Origin of the sequence: Pseudomonas sp. BAV 4579, from assembly GCF_009765395.1 — a bacterium.
GTDB lineage: Bacteria > Pseudomonadota > Gammaproteobacteria > Pseudomonadales > Pseudomonadaceae > Chryseomonas > Chryseomonas aestiva.
The window spans coordinates 19,457-40,423 of sequence record NZ_WHOV01000028.1; the positions used below are offsets into that span (position 1 = coordinate 19,457).

Sequence of the window (20,967 nt, forward strand, 5' to 3'; positions counted from 1 at the left end):
GCGGAGAAATTTCCAAACTTTGAATTACCGTCCGACAGATGACGGTCAACCGAACAGCTGATAGACCTTGGCGGCCTTGTCGGCGCGTTGTGCCTGCGTCAGCTCGACCGCGATGGCAGAACGTTCGGCCGTGGTGGCGGCGATCAAGGCCTTGTAAGTCTTGAGAAGATTTTGCAAGGCGAACGTCAGCTCGGTCTCACCACCCGGCGCTTCCTGCATGGCGACATCGACCGCCAGGCGGCAATCCAGATCAAGACGGCCGATGGCCTCCCAGTCCTGTTCGACGAGGGCCTGCTCCAGCTGACTGCGAAGCTGATTGATACGAACAACGATGGTAGCCATGGCTCTCACCCTCCCGGTCAGGCAGCGGTTATGCCGTCCCAACCTTCTTTGATATTACGCAGCAGCTGAGCAACCTCGTCCAGGATGCGAGCATCGTTGGTACGGTTGGCCTCGGCCAAGCGGGTAGCCATGTAACCGTACAGGGCGTCGAGGCGATACGCCAGTTCGCCCGCATCGAAGTTCAAGGCATCACGCAGGCCGGCGATAATGGCCAGGGCCTTGCCGATCAACTGGCCTTTCAAAAGGTACCTCTGGTTTTGCATGGCGCCCTTGGCCTGGGCGATGCGGCTCAAACCACCCTCCAGCAACATCTGGATCAGGCGATGCGGTGAAGCCTCGAAGACCCCGGATTGAACACCAATATTCTGATATTGGCGCAGCGCTGCAGATTGTGCGTACATGATTTGGCTACCTTGGATTCAACAGATGATGCTGTGTTGGATATCCAAGCTATCGGCCCGCGCCCTGCAATCTTTAGCCTTAATAAACAGCTAGGATCAACTTGAAGACGAGTTCTTGTTCAGCACGTTCAGGGTAGTCAGCACACTACTGCTGGTGCTGTTCAGCTTGGCGACCAGGCTATCCATCGCATTGTATTTCGCGGTGAGGATATCGGTAAGCTTGGCCTGACGCGCGGTGAGCGTGGTCTGCTGCGTCTTGAGATCCGTCAGGTTGGTCTGGATCGTCGACTTCTCTTGAGCGATCAGCCCCGTACCACTCTGGGTATAGGTATTGACCAGCTTGTTCATGTTGTTCAGCAGCCCCGACTTAGCCGAGAAGAAGTTCTGCACATCGCTGGCGTTAGTCGCGAGGGCCGTGGACAGGGCCGAAGAGTTCAGCGTCAGGTTTCCCGAGTTAGTCATGGAAATCCCGAGCTGTGTAAGGTTCTTTAGATTGCCGCTGCCGGCGGACGTACCGAAAACCGTACTCTGCAGGCTGCGCATGAGTGTGCGGGTCATGGCGTCACTAGTCAGGGCCCCGGAGCTCGTGCTGGAAGCGCCGTCTTCTCCGGTCGTGGTACTGACCTTGGTAAGGGTACCGATGGTATTAACCAGCGTATTGTAGGCGTCAACGAACGTCTGGATGTTGGTCTGCAACCCAGAGGTATTGGCTCCCACGGTAACGTCGGTCTTTCCTGGCGCCGCCAGCGTAAAGGTCACTCCGGTGACGGCGGTATCCAGGGTATTGCTGGAGCTAGTCATGCTCAAACCGTCTAGGGTGTACTTGGCGTCGGTACCCTGCACCAGATAACCGCCGCCCGACGTCGAATAGGCCTTAGTGCCATCGATAGCTAAAGACGACAGAGAGCTGCTACCGGTGGTGGACACGCCGATCGTAGAGTTGGCGCCCGTAGTGGTGGAGCTCAGGACTAGCCGTGATCCCGTGGAGTCGGTGACGACGTTCGCCGAGATGCCCGAGGTGGCGCTCTGCTTGTTGATGCTGTCGCGGATGTTGGACAGACTGGCACCGTCACTCACGCTGATATTGTAGCTCTTGCCATTCTGGCTCAGCGTCAGGCTGCCTGATCCGAAGGTGGTCCCGGACGAGATGTACTGGGTGCCGACCTTCGACGCGGTCGCAAGATTTGATACATCCAGCGCATAGGTACCCGCTACCGCGGTGGCATCCACCGTTGCCGTCGCCGTTGCGGGGGTACTGGAAGTCGTGGTCAATCCGGCAAAGGAGGTCGTGGTATTCAGGTTGGCCACAGCCAACTGGAAATCGTTCAACGCCGAGGTCAGGGTACCTACTGCAGTCAGGCGATTCTGCGCCGAATTTTGCAAGGTAGTGATCTGTTGTTGCTTGCCAGCAGTTTGCGCGTTGACTAGCACCTCGACGATCGAACCGATGTTGATCCCGGAACCGAGACCGGTGGATGACTTGATCGCCCCGGAAGTGGCGGAGGCACTGGACGCAGAATTGCTCGTCGTCGAGCTAGTCGAACTGCTTGAAGTGGTCGAACTAGTCGAAGAAGTTGACGAGATAGTGGTCATGATCTGTCCTCAAAACATTGACGGTCCAGCTGCTGTAGCATCACTAAAGCAAAAGACACACCAACTAGGCTTTCTCGCTGAGCAGGTGACGGGACTCCTTGAAGTCCGCAGCCAGCTTGACCACGACCTCCGACGGGATCTGCCGGATCAACTCGCCATTGGCGCTGTTTACCACCTTAACCACGGTAACGCCGGAATCCTGATCTAAGGAAAACTCAAGGTTGCGATGCAAGTCTTGGGCGCTGGAACTTAAATCCTTAACGGCCTTTTCCAGCTCTTCCCGACTAGGCGATACAGCGGCGGTCTTGGCCTGGTCGGCCGGTGTCGCCCCGTTGCCGCTGGCGTTGGCCGTAGCGGAAGGGGCGCCAGCGACGTGGCCTGATGGCGTCCCTGCGGCGCTGGTCGTCGTGGCAGTTCCCGTAACGACCGAATTCACGTTGATGCTCATGGTGCAACCCTCCCAAAAAACCTAACAACGCGGAAAGGGCGCCGCAGCGCCCTCCCCTTTCCCTGATCAGAATTACTGGAGCAGTTTCAGTACGGAGGCGGGCTGCTGGTTGGCCTGGGCCAGTACCGAGGTTGCTGCCGACTGCAGGGTCTGCTGCTTGGTCATCTCGGCGGTCTCCGCCGCGAAGTCCGCATCCTGGATGGTACTGCGGGCTGCCGTGGCGTTTTCCGAGATGTTCTGCAGGTTGGAGATGGTGGAGTCCAGACGGTTCTGCACGGCACCGAGTGTGGAACGCTGGGTATCGATCTGCTTCAGGGCGCCGTCGATGACCTGCATGGCGCTCTGGGCGTTGGCCGCCGTGGTGATGTCTAGCGACTGGACGCTGCCGGTGGTGGTAACCGAGGCGTAGGAACCACTGGATACGCCGGTGGCGCCACCGGTACCCGCTCCGATGTCGATGGTCTTGGCGGAGCTGAGGTTGATGGTCGAGCTACCCGAGCTGGCCGCAGTAGCCGAGACGCCACTGATGTTGTTGTTGATGGAGCTGACGATGTCGTTGAAGCTGGCGCCGGAGGCGTAGGTCACGGTCTGGCCGGCGATGCTCAGGGTACCGCTGGAGCTAGTGGTACCGCCCGAAGCCGAGACGCCCAGGCTGCTCAGGTCCAGGCCGCCGGTGGCTACCGACGAGGAGCCGGACAGGCTGCTGGCGCTCATATTGCTCAGGGTGAAGCTGACGGTCTGGTTGGCGTTGGCGCCGACTTGGAAGGTCAGGGTGCCGTTGGTACCGGCGGTACCGTCCAGCAGGTTGATGCCGCTGCTGCCGCCACCGTAGGTGGTGGTGCTGGAGATACGGGTCAGTTCCGAGGTCAGCGACTCGAATTCCTGGTTTAGCGAGGTACGGTCTTCGGTGCTGTTGCTGCCGCTGGAGGACTGGACGGCGAGGACACGCATACGCTGCAGGATGTTGGTGGATTCCTGCAGGGCGCCTTCGGCGGTCTGGGCGATGGCATTGGCATCGTTGGCGTTGGAGACGGCTTGGTCCAGACCCTTGACCTGGCTGGTCAGGCGGTTGGAGATCTGCAGGCCGGCGGCATCGTCCTTGGCGCTGTTGATCTTCAGGCCGGTGGACAGACGGGTCATGGCGGTGGTCAGGTTGCCAGACGCGTTGTTCAGGTTCTTCTGAACGGTCAAGGAAGCGATGTTGGTATTGACGGTCATCATGATGGAGAACCTCGTGGATTAGGATACTGCTTTAGCTCCCGGCCAAGGGGACCGCCCGATGTGACCTGGAGAACCTTCGATATGGTTATCGTCTTGCCTGGAGATTTCTTTAGGTTTTTTTGGAAAAACCTTGACTCTGGACGAGACAGCGAAGGCGTATGTCTTCACTCCCTCTTGTTATCGGGCGGAAGGCGAGAAACTTGATGGCTCCGCAAACGCCAACGGCCAGATTTCTCTGGCCGTTGGTTTCGGTACGGGGGCTGGGTCAATCCGGCAGCCAGACAGAACCCCAGCGTTCCAGGCGTGCGCCGGTCAGCATCCAGTCACGCTGCACGGCCTCGCGCAGCGCCTCACCGGCTTTATGACTGGCCTCCCGGTCGGCGAGGTGCATGCGAATGGCGTCCATCCAGTCGCGATAGCGATTTTTCACCCGGGTCACCGGCAAGTCGCCCCGATAGCAGACCAGGTCCGAGCAGACCACAGCGAAGCCACAGGCTCCATATTCCAGAAGTCGCAGGTTGCTCTTGCACTCGTTGAACAGGTTTTCTTCCAGCGGGGCCAGCGCCAGATCCAGATCCAGGCTCGCCAGCTTGGCCGCGTAGCGGTCGATAGGCACGCCGCCGTGGAACTCGTTGATATAGGGGCGGAGCTCGTCGGGGCACATACCGAAGAAGACCCAGTCCACCTCATGCGCGAGATCCTTCACCACGTCTCTGATCAGCTCCAGGTCACCATCGTGACTGACGCCACCACCCCAGCCTACGCGCGGCTTGCGGGTGTCGCGGCGCTGCCCCTTGACGCTTTGCCACCAATCCAACGGCAGCAGGTTTTCGGCGACACGAATATCGGGATGCAGATCCTTGAACGCCTCGGCCAGCGGAGCCGTCGAGACGACGAAGCGGTCGCACAGGGCGACACCGCGCCGAAGCTGCTTGGCGACATCCTTCGGCATATGGGCCCGGTGGCGATTCTTGATCGGCAGATCGACAATATAGTCGTCAAGTTCGTAGATCCTGAACGCCTGGGAATAGCGCTTTGCCTCCCGGATCGATTCGATCTGCAAGGACATGATCTGGCGCTGGAAGACGATGCTGGTCGGTGCCAGCCGCTCCTTTTCCACCGGAGTCAGGAGCCGTTCGCTGAGTCCGCCTTCCAGCAATCCCGCGCCTTGCATCGCTTCGAATGGCTTGCGTATCCGGTAGTGCCCGCACCCATAGGGATCGGCAGGATGGCACAGCGCATAGGGTAGTTGGCGAACGGCGAAGGGATGCCACCCGGTCTCGCTGCGGTGATCCAGGGCAAAGCCGCTACCGTCCAGGCTCAGGTTGGAGTTGTAGGCCGGATCACGCGCGATGCGCGGCAGCCAGCGCTGATACATGACCGCCTGCTCGCCCTGGAACCGTTTGATCTTGGCTTCCATGGCCGTGGTATCGACCAGATTCTGGCTCACGTTCGCTTCGTGCATCACCACGGCGTAGGGCGTCCAGACGTTCAGGTAGCCGGCCGCTGTGAGCTTCAGGCAGAAGTCCACATCGTTGAACGAAACCTTCAGGTCCTGCTCGTCCATTCCCCCTACTTCAAGATAGGTGGCTTTCCGTATCATCAGACAGGCAGCCGTCACTACGCTGTAGTTCTGGTCGACCTGCAGGCGGTGCATGTAGCCGGGCGCCTGGCCGGACTCGCCGATGAAGGGATGGTCCGCCACGCCACGCAGGCCCAGGACCACGCCACCGTGCTGGATGCGGCCATCGGGATAATAGAGCTTGGCGCCCACGGCACCCACCTCGGGTCGCTGGGCGTGATTGAGCAAGGCGCTGAGCCAGCCCCCGTCGAAGATCGCGGTATCGTTGTTCAGCAGAACGACATAGTCGCCCAGTGCCTGGGTAATCGCGAAGTTATTGATAGCCGAGTAGTTGAACGGATAGGGATAGCGCAAGATGCGTACCTTGGAGCTACCCATCTCTTCCATGCCAGCCAACCACTGGCGGGCATCCGCCTCTTGGCTGTCGTTATCCACCACGAGGATCTCGTAGTTCTGGTACTGGGTACGCTCGAGCAGCGACTCCACACAGCGCCGCAGCATGGGGAGTTGGTTTTTCGTCGGGATGACTATGGAAACGAGCGGGGAGCTCTCTCTCAGATAGGCTATACGGTTGATCAACGGCATGGCACCCACCATGAATTGGTGGGACACGCCTAGTCGATCCAGATGGGCGCCCACTACCTGGCGCGATAGTTCTGGTATCCGATCGTTCGACAACCAGCGACCCAGATGAAGACGAGCGTGCAGCAGAACGTCGGCGATATGCCCGACGCTGTCCAGCCCACATTGCTCTACCAAGCGGAACATGACGTCCACTCCGGCCAGTGCGCCGTGTACCTCGGTAAAACCTCCTATCTCGATCAAGGCTTGACGCTGCATGAAGAACACGGGCCCGACATAGGGGTAGCTACGCAGAAGGTCGAGATTGAATCCCGGCTTGAACACGGGCTCGCGATAGAGATCGCCGCTGATCTCGTCCTCGTCGGTGTAATAGCAGAGCGCCTGAGGATGGCTATCGATCCGATCGCCCACGGCTAACAACGCGTGGCGATCAAGGTGGTCACCGCTACGTACGACGAAGAACCAGTCCACTTCGATTTGCGGCAGCAGGTCGTTGAGCTGCGCTGCCCATCCGGCACCGAGCGATTGCCAGACCAGGTTGTCTGCCGCGGCTATGCCGCTGGGTTCAGCATCCGATAGCACCAGGATCGCGGCGCAGTCATAGAGCTGCGCGGCAAGACTATCCAGCGTCTGCTGAACATAGGCCGGGTCGCCGACCTCGTCGACTATCACCGCCAGCAAGCTCGGCTGGAACGCCCAGCGCTGGATGCGCGCCGGAACACGCTCGTACTCGACGTCTGCAAGTACCCGCGTCTTCAACCAATTGCGATAATCCTGGCCTTGGCGGTCACCGCCGCTCGCACAGGCAAGAGGATAGAAAAAGCGCTCTAGGGCATGCGCCAGGGTACCTTCTGTCTGACCGGCCTCCGCCTCGAAATCCGCCGCCACCAGGCCCAGATCCAGGACGCGTTGAAGTACATCAAGGTGGGCGAAGAACATGGTACCGGCGAAGAACTCGCCATTGAGGATCTGGTCTTCGGCCAATCCCGCCCGTTGGGCAAGCCGCTGGAGGTTGGGCAGATTGTTACCCTTGAGGAACTGCGAAACTGGCAGAAGACCGTTTTCCGGCCCTACCATCAGGACGCCCTGCCCGCTTTCCAGCTGAGCGACACTCTTCTCGAAACGGGCAGGCGCCAGCAAATCGTCAAACAGTGCATCCGCCCACTCGGCACCCAACTCCAGATGCAACGACTTCTTGGTGTGCAGCTTCAACACGACCGGCAGTCCATCCTTCCGTACCAGATGCAGGATGCGCAGGAAAGGCAAGACGTCGCGGCCACGATTCTCGGTGCGTAGCAGGCTGTGCCGATAGCCGCTCTGGGCCAGCAGGAGTAGCACCGCCTCCGCCGCCTCTGGCGGGCATGTCACATAAAGATGCAAGGGCTGCTGGAGTCGGACGAGCCGGTCGAGAATGCTCGCCAAGACGTCCGGATAGAACGCGTGAATCACTATCGCGACCGGGTCGCGCTCGCCGTCTTTGACGGGCCTATTGAGTACCAGTACATCGTCCAGGTCGATGGATAGCCGCCCAGTCGTCACCTCGGCCGGCAAGCCGGTGCCCTTTTCGATGGCCTGCGGTGCTTCCTGCTGCAATTCGGCGATAGCCTGCTGCCATTCTAGCCACCGTTGGCGCTCCTCGGCGGAGCCCAGAAGGGTCATGCATTTCACCAGGGCCGCATGGAAAGGCAAGGCGGCCACGGCTTTACGGATATCGCCCTGGTGCTGCTCCACGGTGGCTTGCGCGAATCCGTCGTGCTGAACGACATCTAGCAGAGGAGCCAACAACGCCTGCATTTCAGCGCGCTGCTGCAGTTGCAGCTTGCCAGCCGGCAAACCCTGCACCATGAAATCCAGGCGTGCCAGAAACGCGAAGAATTCAGGCCGGTAAAAGGGCATCTCCGGCACTTGGCGGGGCTCGAACAGCCATTGCGGCTCGGCCATGGGCGCCACCCACTGCGACCGAAACAGACGTTCGGCAGTGAGGGAGCGCTCCTGCTGCAGGCAATCGGCAAGTCGGTGGAAGGCGCCCAACAGGATATCGCGCGCCTGACCCGGCGACGTGCCAGCTCCTTCCAGTGCCACCAGCAACTGGCCGAAGAGGTCGGCGAACTGCCGCTTGCGTTGAAGTCCCGCAGGCGTACTGTCCTGCAGTGCCAGCCGGACATCGGTGTTGTGGTCCGAAACCGGGTAGTTGAGTTCGCGAATCACATAAGGCTGCGGCAGGATCCTTACTTTGCCTCGCGCCAGCAGATAGAACGCGTGGCCGATCTCCTGGTACTCGAGCGTGGTGTCTTGCGGAACCAACCGGTACCAGTCTTGAACGACCTGAGTGCGGACCACCGAATAGAACGGCGGAATGTACTCACCGAAGCCCGTGTGCAATCGCTGTGCAATCCGTGACGCAGAGTGGTCCTCGCAAACCTTCTTATCGCGCCGCAGATAGACGGTACAAGCTGCTTCGGCAAGATACATCAGGCAATAGCCGTGGCACGTCGAATAGTCCGGATGAGCGGTCAGAAACTCCACGCTCGCCTGCAATGCATCACCCAGGATGAAATCATCGTCTGGCACGAAGGCCATCAGTGGCGTCTGGATATGCGGAACGCCAGCCTTGAGCTTGTCTAGGAAGGTGAACGTATCACCTGGAAAATGCCGGTATTCAGCCCGTGAGAAACTCTCTACCAAGGCTTGCTGAGGAACGGCGGAAGAGTCCAGTACCAACAAGCGACAGGGAAATCGCGCGTAGTACCGCAAAGCACGTTCCAGAAAGGCGGGACGGTTGTGGGTGAGCAAGACCAGTGTCAGGAGATCGTTCATGGTGGACACTCTGGCAAATAGAGGAAGAAAGCGCGAAACCTGACGCGCAATCAGAGGCGAAAGAAATCGCCGAGGATGTCGTGCTTCGGCTCACGACAGAGTAGGTCACCAGCCTCGGCTTGGAAGACGCAGCTGTGCCCGGGTAAATCCCGGTTGATCACGCTCACCCCCTGACCGATGTAACTGCGCGGCCCGACGTTGCAACGACCGATGACAGCGCTGTTAGGATAGAGGACGACACCTTCTCCCAGCTCGGGATAGATGCCGTGGTTTCGGCCTACGGTGGTGTTCTGATAGAGCACGAGGAAGTTTCCATAGCGAGCCTTGGAAAGCACGATCCCCACCGAATGACCAATGAAGAATACGGGTGGCAGCTCGATCTCGTAGAAGAGATCGATACCGTTTAGTGCCTTGTTGAGCAGGAACAGCTTGGTACAGACGCGCGCATCCGGGTCGACTTGCCAAAGGCTGTTGGCGAGGAAGTACAGAAACGTCGCATATTGACTGGAGTGTAGGTAATCAAAGCGATCCGAGTGCCAGGCCTTGACGTGAGCTATGCAATGCTGCAGCCGGTGCAGGGCCTTATCCAAGGCTATGTCCAGATTCGGGCCCGGCGCCTGCCCGTCAGGAAAGAAGTGCTCCAGCTGGCGCGTCACGTAATCACGTAGCCCTACTCGATCCATACCTTGCAGCTGCATAGCCTTCCTTCGCACGGCGGACGTGCAAGATTCAGTGGGTCAGGAGCCTTGAGCGCCACCACGACATCGCGTCGTCCAAGCCATCCTCCAGAGAAAATGACGGTCGCCAGCCCAACGCGTGCAGACGTCGCGAGTCGGAGACCAGAAAGGCCGGATCGTTCTCCGACGCTTTTCTGGCGCCCAGTCGTACGAGACCTTCCGCCTGCAGGGACCGAGCCAAATATTCAATCACGGTCTTGAGCTGTACCGGCTCCCCGCTTCCCACGTTGAATACGCCAGTTGCCTGCTGCTCACTCAGATGGACGAATGCCGCGGCAACGTCTTCCACGTGCAGGAAATCACGCCACTGCTCACCCGAAGAACACAGGGCGGCTTCCCCCCTGAGCAGGGCCCGGATGACCGAGGGCACCAGGCGCGTCTCCGCTTCCCAAGGCCCGAACAAGTGAAAGATGCGCGCCCAGGCAACGCTCAGCCCATGCATTTCACCGAACAGCACCGCCCATTCCTGAACCAGTCTTTTACTGCGTCCATAGGGCGTAGCCGGCGTTAGCGGCGTGACATCCTCGCGACAAAGACCCTGGCGCCAGTCGTACTCGGCACACGTTCCTGCCAGTACCGCATGGCGTCCGCCTTGGGCATGAAAGGCGCTCACCAATTGTTGAGTGGCTACTATCCACTTGAGATTGTCCGGTGTCGTCCAGTAGTTGCTCGGCGCAACGCACCAGGCCAGATGGATCAGTTGATCGGCGCCCACTCGACGGCAGAGCGACTGAATACCAGCCTCCCCTCCAAGCAGATCGATCCGATGCCAGTTCAATCCTGGTCGCGTTGTGCAAGACTCCAGCGTTCGCGTCGTGGTGGCATGGACCTGATGTCCTTGCGCGAGGAGCTGCCTGACCAAGGGGCTACCAATGAAACCACTGGCTCCTGTCAGCAGCAGAACACTCATCGGATGGTCAGCTCTGGAACAACCGTCACGAAGCGTCCGCCCCATGTTTGGATGGACGCCCATTCGGTTGAAATTTCATCGACCAGATTCCAGGGCAACACCACCACATAATCCGGACGCTCCTCGAGTAGCCGAGCGGGCGACACCACAGGAATACGACTACCCGGCAAGTAACGCCCCTGCTTGTGCGGACTGGCATCAGCCACCCAGGCCAAGAGGTCCTGACGAACACCGGCATAGTTCAGCAGGGTGTTGCCCTTGGCCGCGGCACCGTAGCCAACGACTCGCTTGCCAGCGGCCTTGGCCTCGAGCAAAAAGCGCAAAAAGTCGTGTTTGATCCGCTCCGCAGCAGGTGCCAGCGTGGCATACCGAGCTGCGCTATCGAGCCCAGCGAGTTGCTCTTCCTGCAGCAGTCGCGCCACCGCTGCGCTCACCTGCTGGCGACCGTCGTTCCGATGCTGGAGGTAGAGACGCAACGAGCCACCATGAGTGGCCAACTGTTCGACGTCAAACACCTCCAGGCCTTGCTTCCACGCCAGGCGCTCGACCACGCTCAGGGAAAGATAGGAGTAGTGCTCGTGGTACAGCGTGTCGAACTGGTGGGCCTCGAGCAGCCGGAGGAGATGCGGAAACTCGAAAGTGATTACTCCCGTTGGGGCCAGCAGCAGGGAGAACCCAGCGAGAAAGTCGTTGATGTCTGGGACGTGCGCCAAGACGTTGTTGGCGATGATCAAGTCGGCACGACCCAATTCTGCGCTCAGTTCACTGGCGCTACCAGCGTCAAAGAACACTTCGCGTATCTCCAGGCCCTTGGCGCGAGCGGCTCGGGCAGTACTCGCCGTGGGCTCCACGCCCCAGCAGGGAACACCCGCGGCGGCGAAATATTGCAGCAGATAACCATCGTTGGCGGCTATCTCGACCACCCGATGGCGGTCATCCAGGCTAAAGCGCTCGATGACGCCCTCTACATAGCGTCGCGCATGAGCCAACCAGGACGACGAGTAGGAGCTGAAATAGACATAATCCGCATCGAAGAGCGTCTCAGCGCTGCGATAATCCACGGTCTGCACGAGCCAGCACTGCTCGCAGACCATCACTTTCAACGGTACCCAATTCTCGACCTGGTTCAGGGCTGATTCGATGAGGAAGGCGTTGGACGGCGGTGCCGTTCCCAAGTCGATCAGCGGTAGCCTTAGGGGTGACTGGCAGGCACGACACTTCATACAACTATTCCTCGAAAAGCGTCCGTTAGCGGCGGATGTGCCGCATCCCGAGATGACAGGTTGACGACTGGCAACGGCCACGAGATCCCCAGCCGCGAATCGCCGGGTGCAAGACCGGACTCCTGATCGGGTACGTAGTCGGCACTGTGCAGGTAGAGCAACTCGACGTCGTCGCTGAGCGCCTGAAAGCCATGCGCGAAGCCGGGTGGTAGCCACAGGCTGCGACCATCTCCCGCCTGCAGGCGCTCGGCGTGCCATTTCAGAAATGTAGGCGAATCCTGGCGAACATCCACCGCGACATCCCAAACGCTGCCCCGTAGACAGGTAATTAACTTATCTTCGCTGAAGGGCGGGAGTTGATAATGCAACCCGCGAACGCTGCCACAACGTGACGTCTGCGACAGATTGATCTGCCGTACGGTGAATGGGGCTGTCGCCTGATTCAGCCAGGTGAGGCAGTAGAGACGTGAGAAGCGCCCCCGCGCGTCCTGATGCGTCCGGTGCGTTAACAACCGCAGGCCAGGGAGCGGAAGATCGCGCAGGGCCATGTCCGTCATGACGCGCCCAAGTAGCTATCGATCTGGGCTTGAGTGGTCTGCCGCGGATCCAGTCCGGCGTGCCACGCTCGATGCCAAGCGAGGGTTTGAGATAGGCACGTCTCCAGCGACCAACGGGGCCGCCAACCCAGGTACTCACGCGCGCGACTGCTATCAAGCTTGAGCAACCCGGCTTCGTGCAATTCGGCCGGATCGACTCGCACGCCGGGCGCTTGGGGCCAGTCGCGGGCGAGCAACTGGACCAGCCGCTCGACAGTACAGGTAGCGTCTTCGGCGGGGCCGAAATTCCAGGCGCCGCGGGCACGCTCGGCGGTGGTGGTCAAACGTTCGGCCAGCAGGAGATAACCCGACAATGGTTCCAGGACGTGTTGCCAGGGACGGACAGCCGCCGGGTAACGCAGGGTGACCGAACCCCCTTTGCTCCAGGCGGCAAGCACGTCGGGAATCAGTCGATTGGTTGCGAAGTCACCACCACCCAGTACGTTACCAGCACGCGCGGTGGCGATCGCCACACCATGCTCAGCGTAACGCTCCGGAGCGAAGAACGACGCCGCATAGGACTCCGCCAAGAGTTCGCAACAAGCCTTGCTGGCGCTATAGGGATCATGTCCACCCAGCGCCTCGTTCTCACGGTAAGGCCATTGCCACTCGCGGTTTGCATAGATCTTGTCAGTAGTCACTACCACGCAGGCCCTGACACCGCCAACGGATCTGATCGCTTCCAGCACATGGAGCGTACCCATGACGTTACTGCCATAGGTACTTACCGGGTCATTGTAGCTCTCGCGGACCAACGCCTGGGCAGCGAGATGGAGAACGATCTCCGGACGCACCTCTCCCATGACCCGGCGCACTGTGGAGAGATCACGGATATCGCCTTCATGATGATCAACGATGGAGCGCGCGCCAGTCAGTTCGAACAGGCTGGGCGACGTGGCTGGCAACGCCAATCCGGCCACCTTCGCGCCGAGCCGGTGCAACAGCCAGAGCAACCAGGTTCCTTTGAACCCCGTATGCCCGGTGACCAGCACACGTTTGCCTACCCAGAAGGCCGGGTTCATTGCCAGACCCGCCAAGGCGCTACGCCCTCCTGCCAGAGCTGCTCGAGATAGTTCTTGTCCCTTAGCGTATCCATCGGATGCCAGAAACCCTGGTGTTGGAAGGCGTGGAGTTGCTGCTCGGCTGCCAGGCGAGACAAGGGAGTGTCCTCCCAAATCGTATCGTCACCCTCGATGAAGTCGAGCACAGCTGGGCAAAGGACGAAGAAGCCACCATTGACCCAGCCGCCGTCTCCGCGAGGCTTCTCGATAAACCCCCGCACCGTATCACCAACACAGTCCAGCGATCCGTAACGACCCAGGGGCTGCACGGCCGTCACGGTAGCTAGGCGACCATGACTGTGGTGGAAATCGATCAGTTGAGTGATATTCAGATCCGACACGCCATCGCCGTAGGTAAGGCAAAAGGCTGAATCGTCCTGCAGATAACGGCGGACTCGCTTTAGCCGACCACCGGTCATGGACGCCTCTCCGGTATCGACCAGCGTTACCCGCCAAGGCTCACTGTAGTTCTGATGCACCTCCATGCGGTTTTCGCGCATGTCGAAGGTTACGTCGGAAGTATGCAGGAAGTAGTTGGCGAAGAAGTCCTTGATGACATAGCCCCGGTAGCCCAGACAAATGATGAAGTCGTTCACGCCGTGAAAGGCGTATTGCTTCATGATATGCCAGAGGATCGGCTTGCCTCCGATCTCGATCATTGGCTTGGGCCGCAGATGGGATTCTTCACTGATTCGCGTACCAAGGCCTCCGGCCAAGATAACTGCCTTCATATGTCATCCTCCATGATCGGCGTTCCATCATCGAGCCGATCTTAAATACCGAAGTTGAACGCCACCGAAATGCGTGGCCGTTGGCCAGTGAACCGGCGTACCGCGTGCATCAGCCACGAGGGGAACATCACGAAGGTGCCGCTGGATGGGCTGATGGTGGTCGAGTAGCCCGCGCTCAGGCAGCCTTCGATGCGCATGCGCAATTCGGGATTGTAGACCGAAGGCATCAGGCCACGCGGATCGACGAATTCCAGCTCGCCGGCACAGTCGGCGGACTGGGCGCCGCCGTCGTCCACCCAATAGACGCCCGACCAGAAGGCTCCGGGATGTCCATGCAGGGCATTGCCCTGCCCCGCTTCGTTGACGTTGGCCCAGGCGTTGTACCGCCATTGGAAGGACGGCTCGATGAGGCCGTGCTCCGCGGAGTGGACGGCGGTGAGCTGGGTCGCGAAGGCCTGGGCGAAGGCCGCGAGTTCCGCTCCGGGTGCGCCGGACCAGCTGTCGAAATCATGGCTCGATTGCCAGCCCCCCTCGTTGCTGTGTCGAGTCCCGGCGTCCTGCGCGCGACGCGCCAGGATCACAGCCCTGAGTTCGGCATTGAGCCGCTCGGCGTCGGGATGGACGAGTTGTGCCAAGGGCGTGACGAAGAGCTTCTTGATCTCTATGTTGGCCGTGTCGAATGGCTGGCTCATAACGGCTGGCTTCCCCTTCAGATCTTGTCGAACAAGCTTAGCTGGGAAACCTTGGCGAAGGCGGCCTGGGCAGCCTGCAACATGGTCTGCTGCAAGGTGAGCTTCGACGTAGCCTCGGACATGTCGGTGTCGCGAATGGACGACTGGGTGGTGGCGTTGGACAGCGACAGGCTCTGGCTCTCGGTGGTCAGGGTGTCGATAGTCTGCTGCCGCGCGCCCAGCGACGAGGTGACCTTGTAGACCTGGTTCATGCCGTTGTCGAGGTTGGTGATGGCCGAGGCCACGGCGTTGCGGATATTCAGTTCGGCCTGCGGATCGTTAGTGGTGGGCGTATCCAGGGCGGTCCGCAGGTTCTTGATGGTGTCGAGGATGTTCTGCGTCTGGTTGCTGCTGCCGGCCACGGTGAACTGGTCACCGCTGGCCGCCGCCGAATTGATGCTGAACTGCGCGCCATTGATGGTGATGGACGCCGGATAGGTACCGCCCAGGGTACCCGTGGACAACGGGGTGCTACTGGTGGTGGTCGGCAGCGCATACACCGAATAGTCGGTCGCCGAGCTGAATTTCAACAGCACGCCGTTGTTGGGGAAAGTAGTGCTGTAGGTGGTGGCGTTGGTAACGCTGCCACCGCTGAGCTGGGCGGTCGATGTGTTGGACGCGGTCCGGGTGATGTCGAAGGTCTCCGGCTTGACCCCGAAACTGAAGCTGTACCCCGCTACCAGCGAACTGGTGGCGGTACTGTCGTCAGTGGACTTCAGGGACACGTCCAGGGCCAGCTGCGCGCCACGGAAATTGACGGTTACCGCATCGCCCGTGGTCGTCTGGTAGGAGCCGTTGCCACTGACCTCGCTGGTCACGTCGGTGTTGTTGGCATCAGATATCTTAAACTGGGTGCTGCTGAGGACTTGCAGCTTGTAGGGCGCGCCGCTACGGAAGCTGCTGTTGAAGCTGTTGTCGTCGGTCACCGTGCCCTGGGACAGGAAGACGCGCTGGGTCCCGTCGGCATTGGGGTTGGTGGTCAGGCTCGAGGTGGTCAGGTCGGCGTTCTGGGCGCTCTGGAACGTGCTCCAGCCGTTGTCGCTGATGGCCAAGTTGAGGGTGTCGGAAACCTGTACCGACAGAGAGCTCTGGTCACCCTTGTAGCTGTAGCTGCCATCGGGACTCTTGACGAATGGCTGCACCGTGCCATTGCTGCCGGCGAAGAGGTAGTTGCCGTTGGCATCCTTGCTGTTCATCAGCGAGAACAGCTGATCCTGGATGTCGCCCAACTGGTCGCTGATGGCGCTCCGGTTGGCGTCGGTGTAGGACCCGTTGCCGGCCTGCACGGCCAGGGCGCGCGCATTCTGCAGCACGTTGGTGATGGTGGTGAGTACCGACTCTTCATTGGTCAGCGCATTGTTGGCGGTGGTCATGTTGCCGCTGTACTGGGTCAACAGCGTCTTCTGCTGATCCAGCTGCAGCAGACGCGCCGAGCCGACCGGGTCGTCCGCCGGCGTCTGGATGCGCACCCCACTGGAGATCTGCTCCAGGGTCTTGGTCATGTTGGAATAGCCGTCGGAGTAGCCCTGGGTGCTGGACGAGAACATCTGGGGGGTGGAGATACGCATGGCCGACGTCCCTTAGAAGGCTTGAATCAATGTATTGAAGACGGTCTGCGAGATTTCGATGATCTTCGCCGAGGCACTGTAGTACTGCTGATACTTGATCAGGTTGGCCGCCTCCTCGTCCAGATTGACGCCCGACAGCGAGGATTGGCTCGCCTGCGCCTGCTTGAGGATCGCCGATGTCGCACTGGCATCCAGGCTGGCCTGGTTGGTCTTGGCGCCGACCGTTTCCACTAGGCTACTGTAGGTGTTGTTCATGCTCGCGTTGCCAACGGTGGCCGACGTCTGCAGGTTCAGCAAGCCCAGGGCGTTGGTGTTGTCGGTACTGCCGGCGGCGCCGAAGGAGACGCTGAAGGTATCCCCGCTGGAGGGCTTGCCCGCAAGCGTCAACTGGAAGGTGAAGGCACTCGGTACCGTGGAGCCGTTGGCGGCGATGTTGACGTTCACCGTATTACTCTGGCCGGCGACGATGGAGCCGGTTCCCAGGCTGTTGCCGCCCGCGTCGTAGATGGTGTAGCTCTGGCTACCATCACTGGCCGCGGCCCCGAACTGGAGTTTTACCGGCATAGCGTTCTGGACGCTAGTCGCCAGACTGCTGGCCGAGGCGCTGTCGTAGATGCTGCGCTGGGTGACCAGGGTCGGCGCGCTCACGGTACCGGTGCCGATGTTGGCGGCACTGCTCGCGGCTTTCAGCGGTGAGGCGAACGCCAGGCTTTGGGCATCGGTCATGGTGACCGCGGCCTGACTGGCTGCCAGGCGCGTGGGCTGCACGGTGAAGGTGTCACCCGCCGTCACACTGCCCGTCCTTAGCCCTAGCTGCAGGCCGTCGATCTCGTCCGCCGGCGAGGCGGTGAGACTGTGGCTACCCAGGTCCTGGCCATCGGACAGGCGGGTAACGCTGTACTGGGTAGCGCTGGTGAAAACCACGCGGTAGTCGCTGACGGTCAGGTCGCTGCTGTCGGCGATGGTGACATTGAGGTTGGCATTGACATCGCTGTTGGTGGAGCGCCCGATGCTGCGCGAGGCGATAGCCGTGGCGCTGTTGATGTCGTTGAATACCTTGGTGCCGAAATTGCCCTTCAGGTCCAGCCCCTGGGCCTGCTGCTTGTTGATCGAATCCGAGGCGACAAGGGCCAGACGACCCAGGCTGTTCAGCGAGGGATTCACCACCTCGTCGCGATAACGCACCAGGCCGGTCATGGAGCCGCCGGATATTGATTGAGTGACATCCACGGCGATTCCACTGGGCATCGTCAGTGTCAGAGCGGATTGCGAGGGATCCAGGGTACTGGCCTGGGCGCTTAGCGAACTCACCGAGCCCCCTACCACCAGTGGTTGGCCGGAGCCGATGTAGACGTTGTAGTTGCCATCCTGATTGACCACGCTTACCCCGACCAGCTTGGACATGTCGTTGATGGCCTGGTCTCGTGCATCCAGCAGCGAGTTGGGGGTAGTGCCGCCAGCAGAGGCCACGGTGATGGCCTGGTTGTACTGAGCGATCTTGTTCGCCAGGGTATTGACCTGCGTCGCCGACGCGCTCAGTTGGGTGTTGATATAGGTGCTCTGGTCGGAGAGCTGGCTGGAGAGCGAATTAAATCTCTGGCTTAGCGTAGAGCTGCTGGTCAGCACCAGGGAACGCGAGGCGCTGTCGGTGGGCGTCGCCGACGCCGTCTGCAGCGCCGAAAAGAACTTGCTCAGGGCGGTGCTGACTCCAGTGGTGCTATCGGCCAACAGTGAATCCACCGAGCTGGCAGCAGTGGAAAAGGTCTGGGCTTCGTTGTCCAGTGCGGTGCTGGTCTGCAACTGGGTCGTCAGATACTGGCTATAGGAGCGACGCACGTCCGCCAGGGTCGTGCCGTTACCGATGTAGGCGACGCCAACGTTTTGCGCAGCTGCCGCGTGCTGCTCCGTCGCCTGACGGGAATAGCCGGCGGTATCGACATTGGTGATGTTGTTGCCGGTCGTGCTGAGCGCCGACTGGCTGGCCTGGATACCCGAGAGACCGATGGAAATGAGACTGGCCATGGATTGTCCTTAGGTACGCTTTACCGAGGTATCGACCGCAGCGATGTTTTCGTAGGTGCTCTTCATCTGGCGGGCGATCTGGGTGACTTTACGGGCGTACTGCGGATCGCTTGCATAGCCGGCCCGTTGCAGCTCGTGCATGAACTGGCTGGAATCGCCACCCTTAGCCAAGGCCTTGCCATAACGATCGTTGCTCTGCAGGAAACTCACGTAGTCGTCGAAGCTCTGCTTAAAGGAATCGTAGGAGCGAAAATCCGCGGCTTCCTTACTCGCCTTGCCATTGCGGTATTCGGTGGTCAGGGTGGTGGCGACGTCACCGCTCCAGCTCGAATGGGCCTTGATGCCGAACAGGTTGTTGCTGGTGCTGCCGTCGCGCTCGCGGATGATGGACTTGCCCCAGCCGGTTTCAAGCGCGGCTTGAGCCACCAGGTAATGGGCATCCACGCCAATCTTCTTTGCTGCCTCTTGCGCCATGGGCAGCATGGTGTCGACGAACTCCTGACGCGTCCGGAACACCGACTTACCTGTAGTCTGCCCTAGCGGTGCGACACTGCCACCATTCAGCCGGGCGCTGCCGCTCACGCTGGCCGTAGCCGGGGTGCCCAACTGCTGCACGGCCTTCCAGTTGGTGGCATTGGCGGCTGTCGCGCTGTTGCCACTGGCGGTATTGGCCGCTGCTGCCAGTAGGGCTTCCTGGCTCTGGGCCGCGCTGGCCTTGCTGGGCATGGCCAAACGCCGGGAATTCAGTAGCGCCGACACGTCCTTGCGCTCGCTGGCACTGGCACTGGCACCGCCGTTCGAGCCGGCAACCGCCACTGCCTGAGAGGCCTTGCCATCCCAGAGGGCACGACGCATGTCCATCGCCACGCTGGCACCTGCGTTAGCGGTGCTGGCGGTCGCCGGAACGGCGCTCTTGTTGGTCGCGACCTCGGTCGAAGAAGTCTTGCCGGCATCCTTGAGCATGCTCCGGGTCATCATGTCCGCCAGACCGATGCCACCGCCGTTCTTGGCGAGGTTGACCGAAAGCTGCTGGTCGTACATATCCTGGAACTGTTTGGTGGTCTGGCTGTTGAACGGGCTATCCTGAGCGACCACCTCATTGGCCGAACGCATCGACTTGAGCATCTGATTGAGGAATACCGACTCGAACTCCTGGGCGACCTTACGAACGTTGCTTTCGCTGTCGCGATTGGCCCCGTTCTTGAGATTGTTCAAGCGGTTCAGGTCGGTATAGGCACCGGAATCCACTGAATCGAAAGTCCCGCCCAGGCGTGCAGTCATCGCCATTACTCCATCAGATTACGATCAGGTCGGCTTGCAGCGCGCCGGCCTGTTTCAACGCTTCGAGAATGGCCACCAGGTCACTAGGCGCAGCGCCCACCTGATTCACCGCTCTCACGATCTCGTCCAGGGTGGTTCCCGGACCGAACTTGAACATCGGTTTGGCCTCCTGCTTGGCCTTAACGGTTGACTGGGGCGTCACCACCGTCTGCCCACCCGACAGGGGATTGGGCTGGCTGACCTGAGGGTCTTCGCTGATGGTCACCGTCAGGCTGCCCTGGGTCACCGCGGCCGGCGACACCTTGACGTTCTGCCCGATGACGATCGTCCCGGTGCGGGAGTTGACGATGACCTTCGCCACCTCCTGCCCCGGATCCACCTCCATATTCTCCAGGATCGACAGGTAGTCCACGCGCTGGCCAGGATCGACCGGCGCCGTGACACGAATCGAGCCGGCATCAACAGCAGATGCAACACCCGCGCCAAGTGTCTCGTTGATCTTGTCGACTACGCGCTTGGCGGTGGTGAAGTCACTGCGCTTGAGATCCAGCGTAATGCTGTTGCCCTGGTCGAAGCCGCTAGGCACCGGCCGCTCGACGGTAGCGCCATTGGGAATACGGCCGGCCGACGGAACGTTGACGGTAATCTTCGAGCCATCGCGGCCTTCGGCGTCAAAACCCCCGACCACCAGGTTGCCCTGGGCGATGGCATAGATCTGGCCATCGATCCCCTTGAGCGGTGACAGCAGCAGGCTGCCGCCCCTCAGGCTCTTGGAGTTACCGATGGAGGACACGGTGATATCGATGGTCTGGCCAGGCTTGGCGAAGGCCGGCAGGTCGGCGTGGATCGAGACCGCCGCGACGTTCTTCAGCTGGGCCGAGCTCGTGCCAGCCGGCACCTTGATGCCGAACTGCGCCAGCATGTTGTTGAAGGTCTGGATAGTGAAGGGCGTCTGGGTGGTCTGGTCGCCCGTCCCGGGCAGGCCCACCACCAGGCCGTAGCCGATCAGCTGGTTGGTCCGTACGCCCTGGATATTGGCGATGTCCTTGAGACGTTCGGCCTGGGCGAAGGGCACCGCCAGCAGTAGGGCGAACAAGCCGAACAGGGTCTTGCGCATGGGG

At 60.5% G+C, this 20,967-nt stretch carries 17 protein-coding genes; all 17 read right to left on the bottom strand.

The window, feature by feature from the left end; genetic code table 11:
• Positions 1–45 precede the first annotated feature (45 nt).
• The 17 genes from GSQ95_RS08425 to GSQ95_RS08505 all read right to left on the bottom strand — a co-directional run bounded on the left by GSQ95_RS08425 (position 46) and on the right by GSQ95_RS08505 (position 20,963).
• Entirely contained in the window at positions 46–342 is a 297-nt protein-coding gene (locus tag GSQ95_RS08425; protein WP_158893012.1) for a flagellar protein FliT, read from the bottom strand.
• A 17-nt stretch (positions 343–359) separates the two neighbouring features.
• Positions 360–743, bottom strand: coding sequence for a flagellar export chaperone FliS (gene fliS / locus GSQ95_RS08430; RefSeq protein ID WP_158893010.1), 384 nt, complete (start codon positions 741–743; stop codon positions 360–362).
• Between the two features lie 96 nt (positions 744–839).
• Complete coding sequence (fliD, locus tag GSQ95_RS08435; protein ID WP_158893008.1) at positions 840–2,336, bottom strand: flagellar filament capping protein FliD; 1,497 nt, start codon at positions 2,334–2,336, stop codon at positions 840–842.
• Positions 2,337–2,400: 64 nt separating this feature from the next.
• Entirely contained in the window at positions 2,401–2,784 is a 384-nt protein-coding gene (locus tag GSQ95_RS08440; protein ID WP_158893006.1) for a flagellar protein FlaG, read from the bottom strand.
• A 72-nt stretch (positions 2,785–2,856) separates the two neighbouring features.
• Positions 2,857–4,008 carry a flagellin gene (locus GSQ95_RS08445; protein WP_145008926.1) on the bottom strand — a complete coding sequence of 384 codons (1,152 nt, stop codon included), beginning with the start codon at positions 4,006–4,008 and terminating at the stop codon, positions 2,857–2,859.
• Positions 4,009–4,270: 262 nt separating this feature from the next.
• Positions 4,271–8,986, bottom strand: a complete 4,716-nt coding sequence (locus GSQ95_RS08450; protein ID WP_158893004.1) for a TIGR00180 family glycosyltransferase — start codon at positions 8,984–8,986, stop codon at positions 4,271–4,273.
• A gap of 50 nt (positions 8,987–9,036) precedes the next feature.
• Positions 9,037–9,684, bottom strand: coding sequence for a hypothetical protein (locus GSQ95_RS08455; RefSeq protein ID WP_158893002.1), 648 nt, complete (start codon positions 9,682–9,684; stop codon positions 9,037–9,039).
• A 31-nt stretch (positions 9,685–9,715) separates the two neighbouring features.
• Positions 9,716–10,633: an NAD(P)-dependent oxidoreductase gene (locus GSQ95_RS08460; RefSeq protein WP_158893000.1), complete on the bottom strand. Its 918-nt coding sequence runs from the start codon at positions 10,631–10,633 to the stop codon at positions 9,716–9,718.
• Positions 10,630–11,856, bottom strand: coding sequence for a class I SAM-dependent methyltransferase (locus tag GSQ95_RS08465; RefSeq protein ID WP_158892998.1), 1,227 nt, complete (start codon positions 11,854–11,856; stop codon positions 10,630–10,632). Before GSQ95_RS08465 ends, GSQ95_RS08460 begins: the two co-directional genes overlap by 4 nt.
• Positions 11,853–12,413 carry a dTDP-4-dehydrorhamnose 3,5-epimerase family protein gene (locus GSQ95_RS08470; RefSeq protein ID WP_158892996.1) on the bottom strand — a complete coding sequence of 187 codons (561 nt, stop codon included), beginning with the start codon at positions 12,411–12,413 and terminating at the stop codon, positions 11,853–11,855. The genes GSQ95_RS08465 and GSQ95_RS08470 overlap by 4 nt, the downstream gene beginning before the upstream one ends.
• A complete protein-coding gene (gene rfbG, locus GSQ95_RS08475) occupies positions 12,410–13,489 on the bottom strand; it encodes a CDP-glucose 4,6-dehydratase (protein WP_158892994.1) in 1,080 nt (359 codons plus the stop codon). The genes GSQ95_RS08470 and rfbG overlap by 4 nt, the downstream gene beginning before the upstream one ends.
• Entirely contained in the window at positions 13,471–14,244 is a 774-nt protein-coding gene (gene rfbF, locus GSQ95_RS08480) for a glucose-1-phosphate cytidylyltransferase (RefSeq protein ID WP_158892992.1), read from the bottom strand. The genes rfbG and rfbF overlap by 19 nt, the downstream gene beginning before the upstream one ends.
• A gap of 41 nt (positions 14,245–14,285) precedes the next feature.
• Positions 14,286–14,936 (bottom strand): TIGR02466 family protein, encoded by a 651-nt coding sequence (locus GSQ95_RS08485; RefSeq protein ID WP_158892990.1) that lies wholly within the window; start codon positions 14,934–14,936, stop codon positions 14,286–14,288.
• A gap of 17 nt (positions 14,937–14,953) precedes the next feature.
• Positions 14,954–16,543, bottom strand: a complete 1,590-nt coding sequence (locus GSQ95_RS08490) for a flagellar hook-associated protein 3 (protein WP_158892988.1) — start codon at positions 16,541–16,543, stop codon at positions 14,954–14,956.
• Between the two features lie 12 nt (positions 16,544–16,555).
• Complete coding sequence (flgK, locus tag GSQ95_RS08495) at positions 16,556–18,565, bottom strand: flagellar hook-associated protein FlgK (RefSeq protein WP_158892986.1); 2,010 nt, start codon at positions 18,563–18,565, stop codon at positions 16,556–16,558.
• 9 nt (positions 18,566–18,574) lie between these two features.
• Positions 18,575–19,846: a flagellar assembly peptidoglycan hydrolase FlgJ gene (gene flgJ, locus GSQ95_RS08500; RefSeq protein ID WP_158892984.1), complete on the bottom strand. Its 1,272-nt coding sequence runs from the start codon at positions 19,844–19,846 to the stop codon at positions 18,575–18,577.
• Between the two features lie 13 nt (positions 19,847–19,859).
• Positions 19,860–20,963, bottom strand: a complete 1,104-nt coding sequence (locus tag GSQ95_RS08505; protein WP_145008914.1) for a flagellar basal body P-ring protein FlgI — start codon at positions 20,961–20,963, stop codon at positions 19,860–19,862.
• Positions 20,964–20,967 lie beyond the last annotated feature (4 nt).

Bases quoted from the DNA above. Each gene is read 5' to 3' on its own strand.
- GSQ95_RS08425 (WP_158893012.1), bottom strand. From the start codon at position 342: ATGGCTACCATCGTTGTTCGTATCAATCAGCTTCGCAGTCAGCTGGAG.
- fliS (WP_158893010.1), bottom strand. From the start codon at position 743: ATGTACGCACAATCTGCAGCGCTGCGCCAATATCAGAATATTGGTGTT.
- fliD (WP_158893008.1), bottom strand. From the start codon at position 2,336: ATGACCACTATCTCGTCAACTTCTTCGACTAGTTCGACCACTTCAAGC.
- GSQ95_RS08440 (WP_158893006.1), bottom strand. From the start codon at position 2,784: ATGAGCATCAACGTGAATTCGGTCGTTACGGGAACTGCCACGACGACC.
- GSQ95_RS08450 (WP_158893004.1), bottom strand. From the start codon at position 8,986: ATGAACGATCTCCTGACACTGGTCTTGCTCACCCACAACCGTCCCGCC.
- GSQ95_RS08455 (WP_158893002.1), bottom strand. From the start codon at position 9,684: ATGCAGCTGCAAGGTATGGATCGAGTAGGGCTACGTGATTACGTGACG.
- GSQ95_RS08460 (WP_158893000.1), bottom strand. From the start codon at position 10,633: ATGAGTGTTCTGCTGCTGACAGGAGCCAGTGGTTTCATTGGTAGCCCC.
- GSQ95_RS08465 (WP_158892998.1), bottom strand. From the start codon at position 11,856: ATGAAGTGTCGTGCCTGCCAGTCACCCCTAAGGCTACCGCTGATCGAC.
- GSQ95_RS08470 (WP_158892996.1), bottom strand. From the start codon at position 12,413: ATGACGGACATGGCCCTGCGCGATCTTCCGCTCCCTGGCCTGCGGTTG.
- rfbF (WP_158892992.1), bottom strand. From the start codon at position 14,244: ATGAAGGCAGTTATCTTGGCCGGAGGCCTTGGTACGCGAATCAGTGAA.
- GSQ95_RS08485 (WP_158892990.1), bottom strand. From the start codon at position 14,936: ATGAGCCAGCCATTCGACACGGCCAACATAGAGATCAAGAAGCTCTTC.
- GSQ95_RS08490 (WP_158892988.1), bottom strand. From the start codon at position 16,543: ATGCGTATCTCCACCCCCCAGATGTTCTCGTCCAGCACCCAGGGCTAC.
- flgK (WP_158892986.1), bottom strand. From the start codon at position 18,565: ATGGCCAGTCTCATTTCCATCGGTCTCTCGGGTATCCAGGCCAGCCAG.
- flgJ (WP_158892984.1), bottom strand. From the start codon at position 19,846: ATGACTGCACGCCTGGGCGGGACTTTCGATTCAGTGGATTCCGGTGCC.
- GSQ95_RS08505 (WP_145008914.1), bottom strand. From the start codon at position 20,963: ATGCGCAAGACCCTGTTCGGCTTGTTCGCCCTACTGCTGGCGGTGCCC.